The sequence below is a fragment of the Microbacterium arabinogalactanolyticum genome (assembly GCF_030268005.1).
Classification (GTDB): Bacteria; Actinomycetota; Actinomycetes; order Actinomycetales; family Microbacteriaceae; genus Microbacterium; species Microbacterium arabinogalactanolyticum.
Genome location: NZ_BRZC01000004.1, coordinates 1,046,048 through 1,066,110 on the forward strand (window position 1 = coordinate 1,046,048; position 20,063 = coordinate 1,066,110).

The 20,063-nt window shown below is 70.2% G+C and carries 13 protein-coding genes; 3 read left to right on the forward strand and 10 right to left on the reverse strand.

Going from position 1 to position 20,063, the window contains the following annotated elements; genetic code table 11:
• Nucleotide 1 precedes the first annotated feature (1 nt).
• A complete protein-coding gene (locus tag MIAR_RS09450; RefSeq protein ID WP_285634644.1) occupies nt 2-424 on the reverse strand; it encodes a YciI family protein in 423 nt (140 codons plus the stop codon).
• Between the two features lie 185 nt (nt 425-609).
• On the opposite strand from MIAR_RS09450, the gene MIAR_RS09455 reads away from it, so the two are divergent.
• Both MIAR_RS09455 and MIAR_RS09460 read left to right on the forward strand, forming a co-directional pair.
• Entirely contained in the window at nt 610-2,577 is a 1,968-nt protein-coding gene (locus MIAR_RS09455) for a TPM domain-containing protein (protein ID WP_285634646.1), read from the forward strand.
• Nucleotides 2,578-2,902: 325 nt separating this feature from the next.
• Entirely contained in the window at nt 2,903-3,568 is a 666-nt protein-coding gene (locus MIAR_RS09460) for a DNA alkylation repair protein (RefSeq protein ID WP_285634649.1), read from the forward strand.
• Nucleotides 3,569-3,676: 108 nt separating this feature from the next.
• Here MIAR_RS09460 and MIAR_RS09465 read toward each other — a convergent pair whose 3' ends face one another.
• From MIAR_RS09465 to MIAR_RS09495, 7 genes are all read right to left on the reverse strand, one after another.
• The gene (locus tag MIAR_RS09465) at nt 3,677-5,131 is read right to left on the reverse strand and encodes a glycosyltransferase (protein WP_285634652.1); all 1,455 of its coding nucleotides are present in this window, start codon (nt 5,129-5,131) and stop codon (nt 3,677-3,679) included.
• A gap of 5 nt (nt 5,132-5,136) precedes the next feature.
• Nucleotides 5,137-6,723 carry a glutamine-hydrolyzing GMP synthase gene (gene guaA / locus MIAR_RS09470; RefSeq protein ID WP_285634655.1) on the reverse strand — a complete coding sequence of 529 codons (1,587 nt, stop codon included), beginning with the start codon at nt 6,721-6,723 and terminating at the stop codon, nt 5,137-5,139.
• Nucleotides 6,720-7,232, reverse strand: coding sequence for a DUF3817 domain-containing protein (locus MIAR_RS09475; RefSeq protein WP_285634658.1), 513 nt, complete (start codon nt 7,230-7,232; stop codon nt 6,720-6,722). The genes guaA and MIAR_RS09475 overlap by 4 nt, the downstream gene beginning before the upstream one ends.
• A 141-nt stretch (nt 7,233-7,373) precedes the next feature.
• Complete coding sequence (locus tag MIAR_RS09480; protein WP_285634661.1) at nt 7,374-11,951, reverse strand: ExeM/NucH family extracellular endonuclease; 4,578 nt, start codon at nt 11,949-11,951, stop codon at nt 7,374-7,376.
• Between the two features lie 280 nt (nt 11,952-12,231).
• Nucleotides 12,232-13,074, reverse strand: coding sequence for an SURF1 family protein (locus MIAR_RS09485; RefSeq protein WP_285634664.1), 843 nt, complete (start codon nt 13,072-13,074; stop codon nt 12,232-12,234).
• Nucleotides 13,071-14,189 carry a GuaB3 family IMP dehydrogenase-related protein gene (locus MIAR_RS09490; RefSeq protein ID WP_285635734.1) on the reverse strand — a complete coding sequence of 373 codons (1,119 nt, stop codon included), beginning with the start codon at nt 14,187-14,189 and terminating at the stop codon, nt 13,071-13,073. The genes MIAR_RS09485 and MIAR_RS09490 overlap by 4 nt, the downstream gene beginning before the upstream one ends.
• Nucleotides 14,190-14,226: 37 nt before the next feature.
• A complete protein-coding gene (locus MIAR_RS09495; protein WP_285634667.1) occupies nt 14,227-15,915 on the reverse strand; it encodes an ABC-F family ATP-binding cassette domain-containing protein in 1,689 nt (562 codons plus the stop codon).
• Nucleotides 15,916-16,198: 283 nt separating this feature from the next.
• On the opposite strand from MIAR_RS09495, the gene MIAR_RS09500 reads away from it, so the two are divergent.
• Nucleotides 16,199-17,044 carry a type IV toxin-antitoxin system AbiEi family antitoxin domain-containing protein gene (locus MIAR_RS09500; RefSeq protein ID WP_285634670.1) on the forward strand — a complete coding sequence of 282 codons (846 nt, stop codon included), beginning with the start codon at nt 16,199-16,201 and terminating at the stop codon, nt 17,042-17,044.
• 109 nt (nt 17,045-17,153) lie between these two features.
• On the opposite strand, the gene MIAR_RS09505 is transcribed toward MIAR_RS09500, so the two are convergent.
• Nucleotides 17,154-18,614 carry a pyridoxal phosphate-dependent decarboxylase family protein gene (locus MIAR_RS09505; protein WP_285634673.1) on the reverse strand — a complete coding sequence of 487 codons (1,461 nt, stop codon included), beginning with the start codon at nt 18,612-18,614 and terminating at the stop codon, nt 17,154-17,156.
• On the reverse strand, nt 18,611-19,987 hold the full coding sequence (locus MIAR_RS09510; RefSeq protein WP_285634676.1) for an MFS transporter: 1,377 nt from the start codon (nt 19,985-19,987) through the stop codon (nt 18,611-18,613). Before MIAR_RS09510 ends, MIAR_RS09505 begins: the two co-directional genes overlap by 4 nt.
• Nucleotides 19,988-20,063 lie beyond the last annotated feature (76 nt).

Consider the following 20,063-nt stretch of genomic DNA (forward strand, 5'->3'; position numbering starts at 1 on the left):
CTCAGGCCTCGGATGCGGCGGCATCCTCGCGCCACTGCTTCTCCTTCTCGATCCACTCGTTGTCCTGAGGGAAGTCGGAGACGTCGGTCACGCGGCGGATCTCCAGCTTGCTGCCGGGACCGAGCGGGCAGCGCTTGGCCCACTCCACGGCTTCCTCCTTCGAGGCCACCTCCAGGATCCAGAATCCGTTGAACAGCTCCTTCGTCTCTCCGTAGGGGCCGTCGGTCACGAGCGGCGGCTCGGACGAGAAGTCGACGACGACCCCCTCTTCCGCGTCGGTCAGCCCGTCGCCGCCGGCCATCACGCCGGCCTTGATCAGCGACTCGTTGTACTTGCCCATGGCCTCGATCACCTGCTCGAAGGGGATGCTCTTGAACGCCTCCACGCCCTCGTCGGTCGCGCGCATGATCAGCATGTACTTCATGGTGGTTCTCCTTGTTCGGTCGTCCATCACACGGGCCGTGTCTCGACCCTCTCATTGAAGACGTCGAACGAGAAGGCGCCGGATCGACATCCTCGCGAGAATTCTTCGACAATCGCTTCCTGCCATGATGGTGGTCACGGAGGAGGGCCCGATCGCAGATCGGCCCGCGAGCGGGAGGGCAGTCCATGCGCGGACCATGGGGGAAGATCACTGCGGTCGCGGGCGCGATCACCTTGGCGGCAGGGCTCGCACTCAGCGGCGCTCTGCTCTCCGGCGGTGCCGCCTCCGCGGCCACTCCCCCGGACCTCGACCCCGGTTTCGTGACCGACGCCTCCGGCGTGCTCGGCGACGCCGCGGAAGCCCGCCTGGAGAAGCAGCTGGGCGACCTGGCGGCGAAGGAAGGGCGCCCGGAGCTGTATGTGATCCTCGTGCCCGACTTCGAAGATCCGGGCAACGCGCTCGCCTGGGCCGATGCCACGGCACTGCGCAACAACCTGGCTCCCGATCAGTACCTGCTCGCCATCGCGACCGAGGGGCGCACCCTCGCGATCTCGGCGGAGTACGGCGGCGACGGCGTGCAGGCGGGGCCCCTCTCGGAGGACCGGATCCTGCAGATCGAGGACCACCTCGGCGGCGACTACCTGGCGGACGACGACTGGGAGGGCGGCATCTCGTACGTCGCCGGGGAGTTCGACCGGGTCCCGTGGCCCTGGTGGGTATGGGTGCTGGGCGTGGCCGCGCTCGCCCTCATCGTGTTCGGCGTGACCCGTCTCGTGCTGCATCTGCGTCGTCGTGCGGCGGCGGCCGCAGAGCTGCGCACCCTCGAGGGGCAGAAGAAGCGCGCCGCGCGCCTGCTCGTACTGGCCGATGAGGCCGTGCGCACGAGCGAGCAGGAGCTGGGCTTCGTCACGGCGGAGTTCGGCGAGGAGACGACCGCGGAGTTCACCACCGTGCTCAAGGAGTGCCGCACGCGACTGGACGGAGGGTTCCAGCTGCTGCAGAAGCTGGAGGACTCCACCGAGGACACCCCGGCGGAGACCCGCGCGTGGACCGACGAGATCATCCGGATGTGCGCGCAGACCGATCGCGACCTGGACGGGCGGAAGCAGCAGCTCGCCTCACTGCGCGCACTGGCGGAGGGCTCGGCGGCGACACTGACGCGTCTGAGGACCGCCCGCGCGGAGGCGACCGGGATCCAGCAGGATGCCGCCGAGCGTCTCGCCGTGCTCACGGCGGCGTTCCCTCCCGCCGCGCTGGTCGGCGTGGCGGGCAACCCCGCCGAGATCGGACGGCGCCTGGCCGCGACCGATGCCCAGCTCGCGGCGCTGGAGAAGGCCGTGCAGGCGCACAAGCCGAGCGCGATCTCGCAGGCCGTGCATGAGATCGAGCGGCTGCTCGCCGAGGCGGGCGAGCTGCGGGATGCGGTGAAGGCGCAGGCCGATGCCCTGGCTGCGGGGACGGCGGCTCCCGGGCAGACGGACGCCGACCCACTGGAGCTGGCGAAGGCCGCCGTACGTGCCGCCGAGGCTTCCGTGCAGGCCCGACCCGGTGAGGTCAACGCGCTGGCGCTGACCCGCCTGAACCTGGCGAAGCGGCAGCTGGCGGCAGCCACAGCATCCGGCGACGCGCAGGAGGCCGCACGTCTGGCCGCCACGGCGTCGAGCGTCGCCGCGCAGGTGCAGGCGCTGACCGGCGCTCCGGCCGCGCCGGCCGGCGCGAGGTTCAGCAGGTCGGCGGCCGACGACGGCCGCACCGAGCGGGAGCGCCCGGTCATGTACGACGAACCCTCGTCGCGCCAGAGCTGGCAGTCCATCCGCGCCGCGTCGAGCTCGGACGACGAGGGGCGCGGCGGGAAGGCGATCGCCGGGGCGCTCGGCGGCGGCCTGCTCGGTCTGGTCGGCGGCTTCAGCCTCGCGGACGGCAGTGCGGGCCTCATCATCCTGTTCGTCGTGCTCGGCGCCGTGTTCGGCGCGCTGTCCGGGGCCTTCGGCGGCAACGGCGGCGGAGGGTCGTCCTCGGGGTGGGGCGGGTCGTCGCATTCCTCGTGGGGCGGTTCCTCGCGCTCGTCGCGGTCGAGCTCGTCACGATCGTTCAGCAGTCGGTCCTCCGGCGGCAGCCGGTCGTCCGGAAGGTCCGGCGGTCGGCGCTTCTGAGTACGTGCCCGAGTTGACGGGGCGGACCGCGTGTCCCACAAGGGGTGGCTGCACGGGCCCTGGACCCGCCCGATCTGAGACCTGCGGGAGCCCGTGTCCCAGAAAACGCGGGTACCGAGGCATCCGACCCACCTGTTCTGGAACACGTACCCTCCGGCGTCCCGATGGCTGCGGGTTCCGGTCACTGGCGCCCGTGTCCCAGCAAAGGTGGCTGCACGGGCTCCGGACCCGCCCGATCTGAGACCGGCTGGGGCCCCTGTCCCAGAAGAGGCCGGTGCCGAGGCATCCGACCCACCACTCTTGGGACACGTCGTACCCTGGTGCCATGACCGCATCGCTCGTCGACGGCATCCGCGCAGAGCTGCGCGAGATCGCCGATCCGGCTCTCGCGCCGGGTCAGCAGGCGTACATGAAGTCCACGATGCCGTTCCTCGGTGTCCGGGTGCCCGCCGTGCGCGCGCTGGTGCGGCGTCTTGCGAAGGGCGAGACGGATGCCGCGTTGCTGCAGGAATCCGCGCTCACGCTGTGGCGGGAGGCGCACGTCCGCGAGGAGCGATACGCCGCGCTCGCCCTGATGGCGCTGCCCGCCCTTCGCGGCGACGCGGCCACGCTGCCCGTGCACGAGGAGATGATCCGCTCCGGCGCGTGGTGGGACTACGTCGACGAGGTCGCGCACCGGCTGCGCGACCTGCTGGATGCCGACCCTGACCGGTTCTCGATCGAGATGCGCATCTGGGCCGACGACGAGGACTTCTGGGTGCGGCGGGCCGCGATCATCTGCCAGCTCGGACGGAAGGACGCCACCGACCGCGCCCTGCTCGAGTACGCGATCCTCACGAACATCGGCGACGACGAGTTCTTCATCCGCAAGGCCATCGGCTGGGCGCTGCGCGACCTCGGCAAGAGCGACCCCGACTGGGTGCGCGCGTTCGCGGAACAGCATCCGCTCTCCCCGCTCTCCCATCGCGAGGCGCTGAAGCGCCTCGGCTGACGGCGCCCGTCGAGGCACGCACCGCACAACCCCGCAGATCTGCACAACCCCGCAGGAATCGGCGGGATGTCTGCGAGGTTGTGCAGAATTGCGAAGATCTGCCGCGAGTCAGCGGCGAGGCGGGCCGGACAGCGCGAGGCGGGTGGCGGCGGCGAGGGCGGCCATGGCCGCGTCCTCGCTCCAGGCGGATGCCGCCACGGGAGCCTCCACGCCCAGGCGTTCGCGCAGCGGGGCGTCCGTGAGCACCTGGCGGATGGCGTCCGCCAGCATCCGCTCCTCGCCGGCCGGGACGAGCAGACCGCCTCCGCGGCGCAGGGCATCGCCGGGGCCGTAGCGCACGTCGTACGACACGACGGGGCACCCCGCTGCGAGCGCCTCCACGATGGACAGGCCCTGGCCCTCGTACGCCGTGGCGGTGACCATGAGCGAGGCGCGGCGGAGGACTGCGGCCGGATCGTCCGTGCGGCCCATCAGCGCGACGCGGTCCCCCGCGCCGAGGGCCGCGATCAGTTCGGCGACGGATGCCGTGGACGGCCCGTCGCCCCAGATCTCCAGGCGCGTGCCGGGGACGTCTGCGGCGAGGAAGGCGCGCACGAGGTGATCGATGCGCTTGCCGGGAGCCAGCCGCGAGACGCTGACGACCAGTCCCGGTTCGCGCGCGTGGTCGCCCTCCGCGGGAAGACGGATGCCGTGCGGCGAGACCAGGTTCGCGGCGTCACCGCCGAACCGGGACTGCACGTCGTCGCGCTGCGCCTGCGTCGGCCAGATCACGGCGTCGAACCGGTCACTGACCGGGAACCACCGCGTCCACAGGGCGTTCAGCGGAGCATCCGGGGTGTACGGCGGCTCGAGGTGCATGGTGTGGATCGCGTGCACGATGCGCGCTCTCGGGTTCGACCAGCCCGCGAGCAGTTCACCGAGCTGGCGCGACTCGCAGATCACGACGACCGGGCGGTCGGACCCCTCGACGAGATGATCGAGCCAGGCACGGTACAGCCCGCCGAAGCCTTCGAGGGTGCCGACGGTCTCGCCGGTCTCGTCGTACACCCGCACGGGCGCCGTGCTCAGATGCCAGTCCGGGTTCCCCTGGATCACCGGCAGAGCCGCGTATGCGCGCCCCTCGGCATCCGTCAGCTCGCGGTAGGAGTCGGCTCCCTCCCCCGAGCGCACCCCTTCGTGACGAGTGAACCGGGTATCGACGTCGCCAACCGGCGCAGTCGACGAGACGTGGTCCGGTCGGCGATGTTCGGTCTCGGATGCCGCGCGCAGCCAGGGCGCCGCGCCGCCGCCGGGGGCTGATGCCTCGTCGAAGAGGTTCCGAAGGGGGACGCCGTCGGGCAGCATGCCGAGGCGGCGGAACTCCGCGCGGTGCGCGGCGTGCGCGTCGGCGTCCGCGGGATCCACGGTGAGCACCTGCACGTCGGCGCCGTGCTCGGCCATCTGGCGGGCGCGCGCAGCGGTGGCGATCGTGTAACCGCCGTCGAGCCCGGGGATCAGCCGGCTCGACAGGACGAGAAACGCCGCGTCCGGGAAGATGCCCTCCCCCGACGCGGCGTCGCTCACAGTGCTTACTCCCACTCGATCGTCGCCGGCGGCTTCGAGGTGACGTCGAGCACGACGCGGTTGACCTCACTGACCTCGTTGGTGATGCGGTTGGAGATCCTGGACAGCACGTCGTAGGGCAGGCGGGTCCAGTCGGCGGTCATCGCGTCCTCGGACGAGACCGGACGCAGCACGATCGGGTGACCGTAGGTGCGACCGTCGCCCTGCACGCCCACCGAGCGGACGTCGGCGAGCAGCACGACCGGGCACTGCCAGATCGTCTGATCCAGGCCCGCCTTGGTCAGCTCCTCGCGCGCGATGGCGTCGGCCTCGCGCAGGATGTCGAGGCGCTCGCGGGTCACCTCGCCGATGATGCGGATGCCCAGGCCGGGGCCGGGGAACGGCTGGCGGCCGACGATCGCCTCGGGGATGCCGAGCTCGCGGCCGATCGCGCGGACCTCGTCCTTGAACAGGGCGCGCAGCGGCTCGACGAGCTCGAAGTCGAGGTCCTCGGGCAGGCCGCCCACGTTGTGGTGCGACTTGATGTTCGCGGTGCCCGCTCCGCCGCCGGACTCGACGACATCCGGGTACAGGGTGCCCTGCACCAGGAACTTCACGGGGGCGCCGCCGGTGGCCTTGGCCTCCTCGACCAGGTCGCGCTGCACCTGCTCGAACGCGCGGATGAACTCGCGGCCGATGATCTTGCGCTTGGTCTCGGGGTCGGTGACGCCGGCGAGGTGGCCCAGGAAGGTGTCCACGGCGTCCACAGTGATCAGGCGCACACCGGTGGACTCGACGTAGTCCTTCTCGACCTGCTCGCGCTCGCCCTTGCGCAGCAGACCGTGGTCCACGAACACCGCGGTGAGCTGGTCGCCGATCGCCCTGTGCACGAGAGCGGTCGACACGGCCGAGTCCACGCCGCCGGAGAGGGCGGAGATGACGCGCGCGTCACCGACCTGCTCGCGGATGCGCTCGATCTGCTCGGCGATCACGTTGTCGCTGTTCCAGTCGGCGGACAGCCCGGCGCTCCTGTGCAGGAAGTTCTCGAGGATCTCCTGGCCGTGGTCGGAGTGCTTCACCTCGGGGTGCCACTGCACGCCGTAGAGCTTGCGCTCCTCGTTCGCGAAGGCGGCGACCTTGGTGGCGTCGGTGGTGGCGAGCACCTCGAAGCCCTCGGGTGCGCGGGCGACCTGGTCGCCGTGGCTCATCCACACGTTCTGCTCGGCGGGCTGGCCGGCGAGCAGCGAGCTGCCGTTCTCGGGGATGTGCGCGTCGGTCGCGCCGTACTCCCGCAGACCGGTGTTGGCGACCTCGCCGCCCAGGGTCTGCGCCATGTACTGGAAGCCGTAGCAGATGCCCAGTGTCGGCACACCGAGCTCGAACACGGCCGGGTCGAGCTGGGGGGCGCCCTCCTCGTAGACCGAGGACGGGCCGCCGGAGAGCAGCAGCGCGACCGGGTTCTTCGCGGCGATCTCCTCAGCGGTCGCCGTGTGCGGCACGATCTCGCTGTACACGCCCGCCTCGCGGACGCGGCGTGCGATCAGCTGCGCGTACTGCGCGCCGAAGTCGACGACGAGCGCGGGGCGCTGCTGGGTCTCGGTCTGTTCGGTCAACGGGCACCTTCCGGGGCGGGGAGGGAGGCGTCGGCGGCCTCACGGGTGGCAAGGTAGTTCTTCACCTCGCGCGAGACGCGCAGCTCCATGAAGAACGACAGGAACGGGATCACACCGCCGAGGGCGAGCAGGATGAAGCGCCGGAACGGCCAGCGCATCAGGCTCCACACCCGGAAGCAGGCGAACAGGTACACGACGTAGAACCAGCCGTGCGCGACGAGGATGCCCAGCGACAGGTTCACGCCGTCGCCGACGCTGGTGAGCTTGCAGCCCATGCCACCGGGGACGAACAGCGAATACCACTGGCATCCGTCGCCCACGATGACGTCGGCGAACCACAGGAATCCGCCGGAACCGCCGAGGAACAGCTCGTGGTGGATGGGCGAGTACTTCACGATCATCTCGGTCAGCAGCAGGAGCAGCATGACGCCGGTGATGATGGACGCGATCTGATAGAACTTCAGCGCGCCGCGGATCGCCGGGAAACTGGCGATTTTCGGCTCGGGCATGGATACCAGTCTAGCGGCCGCTCCGAGCGCGCCCGCCCCGCCCCGTCCCGCGCGTACGACCGGCCCCGGGTACGCGGAGAGGCCGCCGGGATCGCTCCCGACGGCCTCTCCGTCTGCGCTGTCAGCTGGCGCCGACCCTGATCAGAACCATCCGGAGATCAGGTCGAGGACCCAGTCGACGATGCCCTGCACGACGTTCCCGAGGCCGCCCTTGCGGTTGACGTGGACCACCGCGGTCGCGGCGTCGCCGTCGGCCTGCGAGACCGAGACCGTGTAGGGACCGGGCTGGGTCGACTTGGGAACGGTGACGGATGCCGAGAACGAACCGTCCTCGCCGACCTTCACCGTGCCGAGCTGGATCGCCTTGCCCTTCTTGGGCTGCAGCTCGACCGTCACCGTCTCACCGGGCTGGTAGCCCTCACCGGTGATCGTCAGTGCCTGGCCGGCGGCCACCTTGCTCGATCCGAGCGAGATCGTGCCGGCGAACTCACCGGGCTCCTCGTCGGCGGCGAAGGTCACCGGCAGCGCCACGGCCGTGCCGACGTTCGGCGTCGCCGTGAGCGTCTTGCCCGCGGCATCCGCCGGCACGGTGAAGGTGAACGTCGCGGCACCGGCCTCGTCGTACGCGTCCTTCACGGCGACCGTGACCGGGGCGGTTCCCAGCTGCGTGTCACCGATCGAGAACGCCACCTCGGTCGGCACCTGCTCGCGTGCGCTGAACGCCAGCGAGGAGAGGTCGACCGTCACCTGGTCGCCGGCCTTGTAGCCATCGGCGCCGGCGGCCGGGGAGACGACCGCGCCCACGGCGCGCTGACCGAGGTCAGGAGTCGCCGTCTTGTTGGCCGTGAACCAGTCGACCATCGACTGCAGGTCGACCTTGCCGGTGTCCTTCTTGCCGGTGCCCTTGGCGAGCGTGAAGAAGTTGTCTCCACCCGCCGCGAGGAACGAGTTCGCCGCGACCAGGTACGACTTCGCCGGGTCGACGGGGGTGCCGTTCAGGGTGATCGAGGTGATGTGCGAGCCCTGCGCCGCGTTCGGGTCGTACGTGTAGGTCAGACCCTTGGAGACGCCGAGCTTGAGGAACGGACGCGACGAGCCCGCGGGCTGCCACTGCTCCTCGAGGACGGCCTTCAGCTGCTCACCCGTGAGGCTGAGCGTGACCAGCGTGTTGGCGAACGGCTGCACCGATGCCGCCTCGCGGTAGGTCAGGTTGCCGTCGGGGTCGCTCGCAGAGGTGCCCTTGTACGCCATGACCGTGCGGATGCCGCCCGGGTTCATCAGCGCGAGCTCCGCCCCGGTGGACGACTGCTGCACGTCGGCGATGAAGTTGCCGATGGTGGACTCGCCACCGCGGTTCTCCGTCTTGCCGTCGCTCTGCAGGGCCCGGTTGAAGTCGGCCGTGATCTCGCCCACCTTGACGTTGCCGAGCACGTCGGCTTCCTTCTTGGCGGTGTCGACGATCGTCTGGACCTCGGGGATGGCCGGGTAGTTCGCCGTCCACGTCTTGTCGGGGTTCTGATGCGCCAGCGGCTTGATCTCGTTGGAGATCGAGAGCAGCTTGTGCGTCTTCGGGTCGACCTGCAGGTTCATCAGGCCCATGTTCTCGCCGTACTGGCCCGCCGAGACGACCGGGCGGCCGTCGATGACGTGGTTGTAGGCCAGGTGGGTGTGCGCCGAGACGATCGCGTTGACGTCCTTGCCCACGCCGTAGACGATCTTGCCGAGCGCCGAGTCGGGTGTGATGCTGTCGACCGACGTGGTGGTGGCTCCTTCGTGGACCAGGAGGATGATGATATCCGCCTCGCCGTTGCTGGCGTCTCCGTCGCGCAGAGCCGCGGCGGCGCTGTTGACCGAGGTGACGATGTCGCGCACGTCGAGGTCGGCGATGCCGTCCGGCGAGACGAGGTTGTCGAGTTCCTCGGTGACCGCGCCCACGAAGCCCACGCGGACCCCGTCGACGTCCTTTACCCACGACGGGGCGAGAGCGGTCTTGTCGGTGCCCTTCATGAAGACGTTGGAGCTGATGTACTCCCAGTCGGCCCGCGGGACGATGCGGTCGCGCAGGTCGGCCCAGCCCTTGTCGAACTCGTGGTTGCCCGCCGCGCTGACCTCGAGGCCGGCGGCGTTCAGCGCGTCGATGGTGGGGTTGTCGTCCTGGATGAACGAGGTGAACGTCGAAGCGCCGACCAGGTCGCCGGCGGCGGCGAAGATCGTGTTCGGGTTCTTGGCGCGCACGTCGCGGACGGCACCGGCGAGCACAGCGGCGCCTGCCGCAGCGCCATCGGCCTCGATGCGACCGTGGAAGTCGTTGATCGTGGCGATGTCGATGCTCACCGGGGGCTCCGTGGCCGAGACGCCGACGAGGATCGGGTCGTGGTCACTGGAGCGGAACGGGGTGCCCGCCTCGGTGGCACCGAACGCGTAACCGCGGTCGCTCCACTCCGGCGAGTTGATGCCCCACACACCGGCCCCGGTGACCGACGCCGCGAGCGACGGCGAGGCGATGACGTGGTCCAGCGAGCCGAGCTCGCCGTCGAACGAGTAGGTGTACTGCCCCTTCGCCTTGGACGGCACGGTGTCGAGCCAACCCTGCGACGTGAACACGTCGATCGGGTCCTCCTGGCCGTAGGCGTTGAAGTCGCCGATCAGCAGCATGTCGTCGCTGCCGCTGTCGGTCTTCAGCTTCTCCGTGAACGCGAGCAGGGACTTCGCCTGCGCGACGCGGTCCGCGTTGAAGAAGCCCTGGCCGTCGGCCGGCTGCGTGCCGGTGCCGGACTTGGACTTGAGGTGGTTGGCGACGACAGTGACGGTGCGTCCGTCGATGTCGAACGCCTGGGCGATCGGCTCGCGGGCGTTGCCCCAGACGGTCTCGTCGATGATGGTCTGCGCCGCGCCCTTGGGCGTGACGGCGGCCTTCTTGTAGATGATCGCGCTGGTGATGTAGTCGGTGATCGCGGCGTCGTCGAGCGCCTTCGGCGTCGGCACATAGGCCCACACCTCGGAGCCGGCGGCGGCGTTCAGGCCGCTGACGAGATCAGCCAGGGCGGTGTCGATCGGCTTGCCGAGCTTGGGACCGTTCTCGATCTCCATCAGCGAGACGATCTCGGCGCCGGTGCCGTTGATGGCGGCGACGATCTTCGACTTCTGGATCGCGAACTGCGCGGCATCCTTCGCGCCACGCGCATCGGGGTTCTCCGAGCTGAGCGTCGTGAAGTAGTTGTACACGTTGAACGACGCGATCTGCACGTCACCGCCGACCGACGGGACCGACGGACGCGGGTTGTTCGTCTTGAACGTGACCTTCTCGGACGCCGGCGAGGTGCTGTTCAGCGGCGTGACCGGCTGCAGGCGCCAGTCGTCGTGGTCGTACTGCAGCACGAAGCCCTTGCCGCCGAAGTCCACGGCGTCGCCGTTGCGCACCACGACGTCCTTGGTGAAGTAGGGCTGGTCGCCGGTGTGGCCGGCCTTGCCGATCCCCACGCTGTAGCCGTCATCGAGCAGGATGCGGTCGGCGCGGTTGGCCGCGGCGATGGCGTCCGCCTCGGCACCCGGGCGCTTCAGCTCGGTGCTCTTGACGTTGAGCTCACCCGGGTTCAGCCACAGGGTGCCGTAGTTGTACAGCTGGTGGCTGGAGGCGAGGAGGTAGTCGCCGGTGGGGGCGACGAGCATGTTCTCGTACTGCTCGCGGTCGGTGCCGACGACGGAGGTCGGCAGCGCGACGGGTGCGGGGACGCCCACACCGGCTGTGACCAAGGAGACGTCGCTCGCAGAGGCCGGCGTGATCTGCGTCTGGCCGTAGTACTCGCTGACAGTGCCGTTGACGGAGACCAGGTCGCCGATCTTGCCGGGGACGGTCTTGCCGTTCAGGTAGACGAAGACGCCGTCGGACTTGCCCGCGGTCTTGGTCTCGCCGCCGGTGCCCTGGGTCTGGATCACGACGCCGTTGTAGCCGCCGACGCGGTAGTCGGCGGTGATGACGCCCTCCACGGTGACGGTCTTGCCGACCAGCGGCGAGGTGTCGCCCGTGCCCTGCACGTCGGCGATGGAGACCTTCTCACCCGGCTGCGGCCCCGGGTCGGTACCCGGGTCGGTCGCGCCCGTCTCGCCCTTGGAGTTGGTCGGAGAGACGGATGCCGACAGCGAGAAGTCGTCCTTGTTGCTGTCGGTGTCCTTGCCGCCGGCGCGGTTCAGGGACTTCACGTCGGTGTTGCTCGAGGGAGCCGTGGCGACTGCGCCCTCGAAGGTGTTCGAGGAGCCGTAGCCGAGCAGGTCGATCACGCCTTCGGCGCCTGCGGCGTTCCCCGCGGCCAGTGTCAGGGGTGCGGTGCCCTTGACGAGCGCGACGGTGCCGGTGGTGCCGGACGGGTTCAGCGCGGTGCCGGTCACATCGGCCGTCGGCAGTGCCGGAGCAGTCGACGTGCCGCTGTTGGTGCCGCCCTGGACGAGGAAGTAGCCGTGCGCGGGAATGGTGCCGGACAGCGCGACGACCCCGCCGAAGCTGCCGGTGCCCGTCGCGGACCGGTACTGCAGCGACATGCCGTCGAGCGACACGGCCGCCGCCGTCGGGTTGTACAGCTCGACGAACTTGTTCTTGAAGGCCGCGCCGGCGCTGCCGCCGGACAGATACGCCTCGTTGATGACCACGCCGGTGCCGTCGGTGCTCGCGAATGCGGGCGATGCGGCGAGCGAGCCGAAGCCCAGTGCGAACACGGTGGTCATGGCGAGGGCGCATGTGCGCCCCCGGTTTCTGTGCTGTGCGAGCGGAACCGTCCGGTTCTCGTCGCCGGGGGCGGACATCTTCACTGCTGTCTCCTCGGTCAGGGCAAAGAGCGCAGGTCTTGTGGACCTGCGCGACGTGTGCACCGGGCGCACACGCATGGTTGCGACGATAGGGCTCGCCTCCGACATCCGGCAAGACGATTCGCCGTTGTTGGAGCTTCGGTCATCCGATGGTCACCGAATGGCCAGCCGCGGATGGCCGTTCCTCCGGCTGAGGTGCTCAGGGCGCCTGTTCGTCCTCGGGCGCGGTCGCCGGCTCTCCTGCGTTCGCGGCATCCTCGAACTCCTCGACCTCGCGCTCCCAGGCATCCTTCGCCAGTCGGTACCAGAGGTAGAAGGCGAAGCCGGCGAACACGGCCCACTCGGCGGCGTAGAAGATGTTCAGCCAGTTGATCGGCGACTGCTCCTGCGGCGGGGGCGAGCTGATGTCGACGAGTCCGGCCGGCGCCGTGGCGGATGCCAGGTACGGGCGGTACACGTTCAGTCCGTCGATGTCGTGCCAGCGGCTCAGCAGCGCCGCAGGCGACATCCGGTTGAGCTCCATCGGATCGGAGCGCGGAGGCACCTCGACGCCCTCATCGTCGATCAGCCGCCCGGTGATCTCGGCTTCGACGGCGCCCTGCTTCTCCAGCGCTGCGACGGCGGCATCCGCCTGCTTCCTGGTGGCGGCCCAGCCGACCGCGACGGCGATCGAGGTGCGATCGGCGACCCGGAGCTGACCGGTGACCCAATAGCCCTCGGTGCCGTCGTTGATGCGCTGCGAGATGACGATGAAGTCCCCCGCGACCCACGTCCCCGAGGTCCGCACGCGCTGCCCGCCGAGGCTCTGGTCGAGGTACGTCCCCGGCTCGATCACGTCGGTCAGCGGACGCACCTTCTCGGTCGCGCCGGGCGCGGGAGGCGTGGTGTCGATGGCGCGCTCGAGCTGCCACTGGCCGAGCCACGCGAACACGCCCGCGACGACCAGGCACAGCGCGAGGACGCCGATCCACCGCCTGCGCAGCATGACCTCGCGCAGGGTGGGCGGGAACTCCTGCGGCGCGAGCGGCGCGCTGTTCGTCATCCCAGCTCGTAGGGCGCGAGCACGACCTCGACGCGCTGGAACTCCTTCAGGTCGGAGTATCCGGTCGTCGCCATCGACTTGCGCAGAGCGCCGATCAGGTTGGCGGTGCCGTCCGCGACGGGCGCGGGGCCGTAGAGGATCTCCTCGAGGTTCGCGACGCCGTCCACGGCGACGCGGCGCCCACGGGGCAGCTGCGGGTGGTGCGCCTCGGCACCCCAGTGGAAGCCCTGGCCGGGCGCGTCCGTGGCGCGCGCGAGCGCGACGCCCAGCATCACGGCATCCGCACCCATCGCGAGGGCCTTGACCATGTCGCCGGACGTGCCGACGCCGCCGTCGGCGATCACGTGCACGTAGCGTCCGCCCGACTCGTCGAGGTAGTCGCGGCGTGCAGCGGCGACGTCGGAGACGGCGGTGGCCATAGGAGCGTGGATGCCGAGGGTGACGCGCGTGGTGGACGCCGCGCCACCGCCGAAGCCGACCAGCACGCCCGCGGCGCCGGTGCGCATCAGGTGGAGGGCTGCGGTGTAGGTCGAAGCGCCGCCGACGATGACGGGCACGTCGAGGTCGTAGATGAACTTCTTGAGGTTCAGCGGCTCGGCGACGCTGGAGACGTGCTCGGCGGACACCGTGGTGCCGCGGATCACGAACAGGTCGACGCCGGCGGCGACGACGGTCTCGTACAGCTCCTGCGTGCGCTGCGGGGTGAGGGAGCCGGCGACGGTGACACCCGCCTCGCGGATCTCGGCCAGGCGCTGCTTGATGAGCTCCGGCTTGATCGGCTCGGAGTACAGCTGCTGCATCCTGCTCGTGGCGCGCTCGGCGGGGAGCGCCGCGATCTCGTCGAGCAGCGGCTGCGGGTCGTCGTAGCGCGTCCAGAGTCCCTCGAGGTCGAGCACTCCGAGGCCGCCGAGCTGACCGAGCATGATCGCGGTGCGCGGGCTGACCACGGAGTCCATGGGCGCGCCGAGCACCGGGATGTCGAACGAGAACGCGTCGATCGTCCAGGCTGTGGAGACGTCCTCCGGGTTGCGGGTTCGTCGCGATGGCACGACCGCGATGTCGTCGAACGTGTACGCGCGACGCGCGCGCTTGCCTCGGCCGATCTCGATGTCCATGCTCACCCCACCAGACTACCCGGCGCCGTCGACGCGCTCACCGCGCCCGCACCACACGTCGCTCGTCCCACACCGGCGCGTCCGACTCGTAGACCTCGCCGTCCTGACCGAACACCAGGAAGCGGTCGAAGGACCTGGCGAACCAGCGGTCGTGCGTGACCGCGACGACGGTCCCCTCGAAGCGGGCGATGGCCTGCTCGAGCGCCTCGGCCGACTCCAGATCGAGGTTGTCGGTGGGCTCGTCCAGCAGCAGCAGGGTCGCCCCGCTCAGCTCGAGCAGCAGCACCTGGAAGCGCGCCTGCTGCCCGCCGGACAGCTGATCGAACGCCTGCTGGGCCTGACGCACCAGTCCGTATCTGTCGAGCGCCGAGCTCGCCGCGTCGCGCGGCATGCCGGCGCGACGGTCGTCGCCGCGGTGCAGGATCTCCAGCAGGGTGCGGCCGGCGAACTCCGGATGCGCGTGGGTCTGCGCGAACAGACCCGGCACGACCCGCGCCCCCAGCGCGGCAGTCCCGGTGTGGGCGACCGGTTCCAGGGCCTCGGATGCCCCCACCAGATGCCCCAGCGTGGCGTCGGGGTCGGTGCCTCCGCGGGCGAGAAGACGCAGGAAGTGCGACTTGCCCGAGCCGTTCGAGCCGAGCACCGCGACTCGATCGCCGAACCAGATCTCGGCATCGAACGGCTTCATCAGCCCGGTCAGTTCCAGGCAAGTGCACACGACGGCGCGCTTGCCCGTGCGGGCTCCGCGCAGGCGCATGTCGAAGTCCTGGGCGGGCGGACGCTCCTCGGGCGGTCCCGCCTCCTCGAACCTTCGCAGCCGGGTCTGCGCCGCCTGGTATCGCGACGCGAATCCGTCGTTGGCGGCCGCCTTGACCTTGAGCGTCGCGACCAGCGTCCTGAGCTTCTCGTGCTGCTCGTCCCAGCGCCGGCGCAGCTCGTCGAGCCGATCGAGCCTGTCCTCCCTGGCCCGGTGATAGGTGGCGAAGCCGCCTCCGTGCACCCATGCGGTGGCACCCGCTCCCCCGGGTTCGAGGGTGATGATGCGGTCGGCGGCGCGAGCGAGCAGCTCCCGGTCGTGCGAGACGAGCAGCACGGTCTTCGGCGTCTCGCGCAGCCAGTCCTCGAGCCAGCGCTTGCCCGGCACGTCGAGGTAGTTGTCCGGTTCGTCCAGCAGCAGCACGTCGTCGGGACCGCGCAGCAGCGCCTCGAGGGCGAGCCGCTTCTGCTCACCGCCGGAGAGCGTGTCGAGGTCGCGGTAGCGGGCGCGCTCGAACGGGACGCCCAGGGCGGCGATCGTGCACTGATCCCACACGGTCTCGTGCTCGTAGCCGCCGGCGTCGGCGTAGTCGGCGATCGCGGTGGCGTACCGCATCTGGGTGCGCTCGGTGTCGTCCTCGATCAGGGCGTTCTCCGCGGCCTCCAGCGCCTCGGCCGCCGCCCGGATGCGAGCGGGTGCCACGCGCACGAGCAGGTCGTGCACCGTCGTGCCGGCGTCGCCGTGTCCGACGAACTGGTCCATGACACCGAGGGATCCGTCGATCACGACGGCACCGCCGTCGGGGGCGAGGTCACCGCGGATGATCCGCAGCAGGGTGGACTTGCCGGCTCCGTTCGGACCGATCAGCGCACTGGTGGATCCGGCGCCGACGCGGAACGTCGTGTCGTCGAGCAGGGGGCGTCCGTCAGGGAGGGTCAGCGCGATCGCGTTGACGTCGATGTGGCCCACAGCGGGCTCCTTCCGCCCGCCCTGTCGAGCAGCGAGCCGACCAGGCTATCAGCTTCCTGAGGCCTGTGCCCGACGTCACCAGCCTCAGCCCCAGTTCCGGCCTCCCAGAACAGGAGGATTGCCGACGACAGGACGGATGCCCGCGATACTCTCCTGCGCTCAGCAATCCTCCTGTCATCGGACTTCCCAACTCTTCCCGCACATCTCCGCAGTCCTGCGAGTTCTGCACAGCTTCCGGGATTCCGGCGTCGGCGATCGCGTCGGAGCGGCATCCTCGGTGCCCATGACGACCCACCTGGCGACTTGGATGCTCGATCACAACCACATCGCACACAGCAGCGACCTCATCGCTGCGGGATACACCCGGCATCAGATCCGCAAAGCGGTCGATGCCGGGCATCTCGAGCGCGTGCGGCGATCCTGGCTGGTGACGCGACGGTGTGCGATGGAGCACCGGGCTGCCGCCGAGGTGAGTGGCCGGGTGACCTGCGTCACTGCGGCGAAGCGGCTGGGGCTGTGGAAGGAAGCGACTGCCGAACTGCACCTCGCGGTGCCGGCGTCATCTTCGAGAATCGTCAGCGCCGGGAACGTGCTGCACTGGGGCGCCGGCCCGGTGCCCGTCGCACGCTTCGCCGTCGACGATGCGGTGCTGAACGTCCTCTTCCATACGGCGCGCTGCGGCGACCGCGACGTCGCCGTGGCCATCTGGGAGGCGGCGCTGCGGAAGAAGGTCGTCACTCTGGCCCAGCTTCGACGCACGGCTTGGCACAGCACGAAGGTGGACGAGGTGCTGAGCGTGGTGGGAACGAGGTCGGACTCGTATCTCGAGACGAAGTTCCTAGCGATCATGCGCAGCTGCGGTGTGGAAGTGCGCCAGCAGATGCTCATTGATGGGCATCCGGTGGACGCACTGATCGGCGAGCGGCTGATCATCCAACTCGACGGCTTCGAGTTCCACGGCGAAGCGAAGGATCGTCGCAAGGACCTTCGTCAAGACGCCCGCCTGGTGCTGCTCGGATACACGGTCCTGCGGTTCGACTACCAGCAGGTTCTCTTCGATCACGAGTACGTGCAGGAGTCGATTCTCAACGCCATCGCTCAGGGCCTCCACCTCCCCAGTCGGCGCTGAACCCCGATCCCGAGCCTCCGAGAACAGGGGCATTGCCGAGAACAGGAGGATCACGCACAGAACCGTCCTGTATTCGGTAATCCCCCTGTTCTCGGAAACGCGTCAACCGTCAGCGGGGCTCGGACAGCCGCGCGAGCAGCTCGGTCAGCAGCGCCTCGGCGACCGGATGCGGCAGCGCCTCGATCAGCGCCATCAGCACCGACATGGGCTGGTCGGCGGACACGCTGCCCGCGCCGGCGAGGCGCAGCAGCCGCCAGGCGGCCTTGGGCCCGGGCACGCGCCCGCCCTCGCCGTAGCCGAGCACGCGCATGCCCGCGAGGAGCATCCGGGCGTCGGCCTGCGGCCTGCCTCGGACCGCATCGGATGCTGCACGCAGCGCGTCCGTGAACTCCCCCACCCGCTGTTCGAGCACCGGAGTCAGGGTGAGATGCGCACTGTGCGGGATGCGCACGCCGTCGGACTGCACGAGACCGGGCTGATGCTGGATCTTCCAGCCATGCCCGGCCAGCTCGTCGGCCAGCCGGTGCGGGTCCACCCGGGCCGCGGCCGGCGCCGACGCATCCGCGACGAGGGCGATCGCGGGGCCCACGGGATCGCCCATCACCGTCAGGCCCGGGATGCCGTCGACCGCCGCGCGCACGGCGACGGCGATGCGCCGGATCGAGCCGACCAGCTCCGCGTAGCCGTCCGACCCCAGGTGCTGCGTGATAGCCCATCCTGCGGCCAGCGGGGACGCCGACCGCGAGCCGAGCAGGGTCGGATTCACCACCGGGTACCCGGCCCAGCGCGTGGTCGCGAAGAACTGCGCCCGGTGCCGGCGTCGACCCCGATGCAGCAGCACCGAGACGCCCTTGGGCGCGTAGCCGAACTTGTGCAGGTCGGCGGAGATGCTGGTGACGCCGCGCACCCGGAAGTCCCAGGCGGGCAGATCGGGCCACCAGGGCAGCACGAACCCTCCGAAGCAGGAGTCGACGTGACAGGAGAGCCCGCGGTCCGCTGCGGCGCCCGCGACCGCCGACACCGGGTCCAGCGCGCCGCTCGGGTACGCGGGTGCGCTGACGACGACCAGCGCGACATCGTCATCCATCCGGTCGATCAGATCCTGCGCACGCACGGCGCCGTCGATCCCGGCCGGCACCGCCTCCCAGTCCAGGTCGAACAGGTGCGCGGCCTTCTGGAAGGCGGCGTGCACGGTCGACGCCGTGAGCAGCCTCGGGCGACCGCCGTCCGGATGCGCTTCGCGCCACAGGTCGCGCGCAGTCTTCACGGCGAGCAGGCAGCTCTCCGTCCCGCCGCTCGTGACCGATCCCACCACGGAGCGACTGCCGTGCAGCATCCGCCGGGCGAAGCCGATGACGTCGCGCTCCATCGCGGAGATGGAGGGGAAGACGGTCGGGTCGAGTCCGTTCAGCGGGCGGGCGAGTCGCGCCGCCGCATCCGCGAGCTCGTCGAGCTCCTCGAGACCAGAGTCGTAGACGTAGGACAGCACACGACCGCCGTGCGTCGGGGCATCCCCCGCGCGCAGAGCGCGGAGACGTTCCAGGATGTCGCTCGTGGCGCCGCCGGTCATGCGGACGTGCCCACGATGTCCTGCTCACGCAGGTGGTAGCGGGCGAGGGTGATCATGCTCGCGATCATCAGGATCGCGGGCAGGATGCTGAACGACACCGCGATGCCGACCACGGCCGACTCGGGCTGCTCGACCGTCTTCCCGACCGTGGTCTCCAGGTAGCCGGTGACGGCAAGCACGATCGTGAGCACCGTGCCGCCCAGCGCCATGCCGGTGGTCTCGCCCGCGGTCCACACACCGCCGAAGATGCCGGAGCGGTTCGCACCGCCGCTCCCCTGCTCCTTCTCCGCACGCAGCGTGCGGTCGTAGGCGATCACGTCGGGCAGCATGGCCATGGGCAGCGTCTGCATGCCGGCGTAGGCGGCGCCCGCGAGGGCCACGGGCGCGAGGATCCACCAGCCCGGCATCCACACCATCGCGCCCAGCACGAGCGTCGCCAGCACGAACACCGCGCTGGCCAGCCGGAAGGCCCGCTCCTTGCCGATGCGGTCGGCGATCAGCTTCCAGACCGGCGCCATCAGAAGTGCGGGGGCGATCAGTGCCACGAACAGCTGGGTCACCGCCGTCTCGTCGCCGAGAACCCAGCGGGCCACGTACTGCGCGGCCGCGAGCATCATCCCCGTCGCCAGGCCCTGCAGCAGGAACGTCGCCAGCAGCGCCCGGAACGGCTGGCTCTCGCGCAGCACCGCGATGCCGTCGCGGTAGTGCTCGGCGATGCTCGCGCCCGGTCGCACCGGCAGCAGCGGCCGGCTCGGAGCGACCGAGGCGGAGGTCAGCATCCCGAATCCGAGGATCGCCGCGGCGACGATCGCCATCACCAGGTAGCCCAGCAGCGGATCCTTCGGGAACATCGCCCGCAGCTCCGGACCGCCGGCCCCGAACAGCAGGATGGCGACGGTCAGCAGCACCACGCGCCAGCTGAGCAGCCGGGTGCGCTCGCGGTAGTCGTCGGTGAGCTCCGCGGGCAGCGCGATGTACGGCACCTGGAACAGGCTGAAGAAGGTGGCGGCGAACATGAAGGCCACCAGCACCCACAGCGCCGCGGGCACCGGTCCGAGCCCGGCGGGCACCGCGAAGGTCAGGATGAAGGCGATCGGCAGCCCGATGCCGCCGATGAGCATGGTGCGGCGGCGGCTTCCGGTGTGTGCGAGGGCGCGATCGCTGATGCCGCCGATCACGGGATCGATCAGCACGTCCCACACCTTCGCGGCGGTGACGATCGCGCCGGCGGCGAGCGCGGTGACGCCCAGCGAGTCGGTCAGGTAGTAGACGAGGACCAGCCCGGGGAGCGTCGCGAAACCGCCCGTGCCGAGCGAACCGATCGCGTAGCGGGTGACCTGCCCGCGGCTGAGCGAATTCGACCGTGAACCCATGCCGCTCACTCTAGTGGTGAGCCGGCCCGGGCTCGCGGGTCGCGGACCGCCGCCTCAGACGGGCGGGAGCGGCCTG

Coding starts and splice junctions, on each gene's coding strand:
- MIAR_RS09505 (WP_285634673.1), bottom strand. CDS start 18,614: ATGACCGGCGGCGCCACGAGCGACATCCTGGAACGTCTCCGCGCTCTG.
- MIAR_RS09475 (WP_285634658.1), bottom strand. CDS start 7,232: ATGCCCGAGCCGAAAATCGCCAGTTTCCCGGCGATCCGCGGCGCGCTG.
- MIAR_RS09460 (WP_285634649.1), top strand. CDS start 2,903: ATGACCGCATCGCTCGTCGACGGCATCCGCGCAGAGCTGCGCGAGATC.
- MIAR_RS09510 (WP_285634676.1), bottom strand. CDS start 19,987: ATGGGTTCACGGTCGAATTCGCTCAGCCGCGGGCAGGTCACCCGCTAC.
- MIAR_RS09500 (WP_285634670.1), top strand. CDS start 16,199: ATGACGACCCACCTGGCGACTTGGATGCTCGATCACAACCACATCGCA.
- MIAR_RS09450 (WP_285634644.1), bottom strand. CDS start 424: ATGAAGTACATGCTGATCATGCGCGCGACCGACGAGGGCGTGGAGGCG.
- MIAR_RS09455 (WP_285634646.1), top strand. CDS start 610: ATGCGCGGACCATGGGGGAAGATCACTGCGGTCGCGGGCGCGATCACC.
- MIAR_RS09485 (WP_285634664.1), bottom strand. CDS start 13,074: ATGACGAACAGCGCGCCGCTCGCGCCGCAGGAGTTCCCGCCCACCCTG.
- MIAR_RS09480 (WP_285634661.1), bottom strand. CDS start 11,951: ATGACCACCGTGTTCGCACTGGGCTTCGGCTCGCTCGCCGCATCGCCC.
- MIAR_RS09490 (WP_285635734.1), bottom strand. CDS start 14,189: ATGGACATCGAGATCGGCCGAGGCAAGCGCGCGCGTCGCGCGTACACG.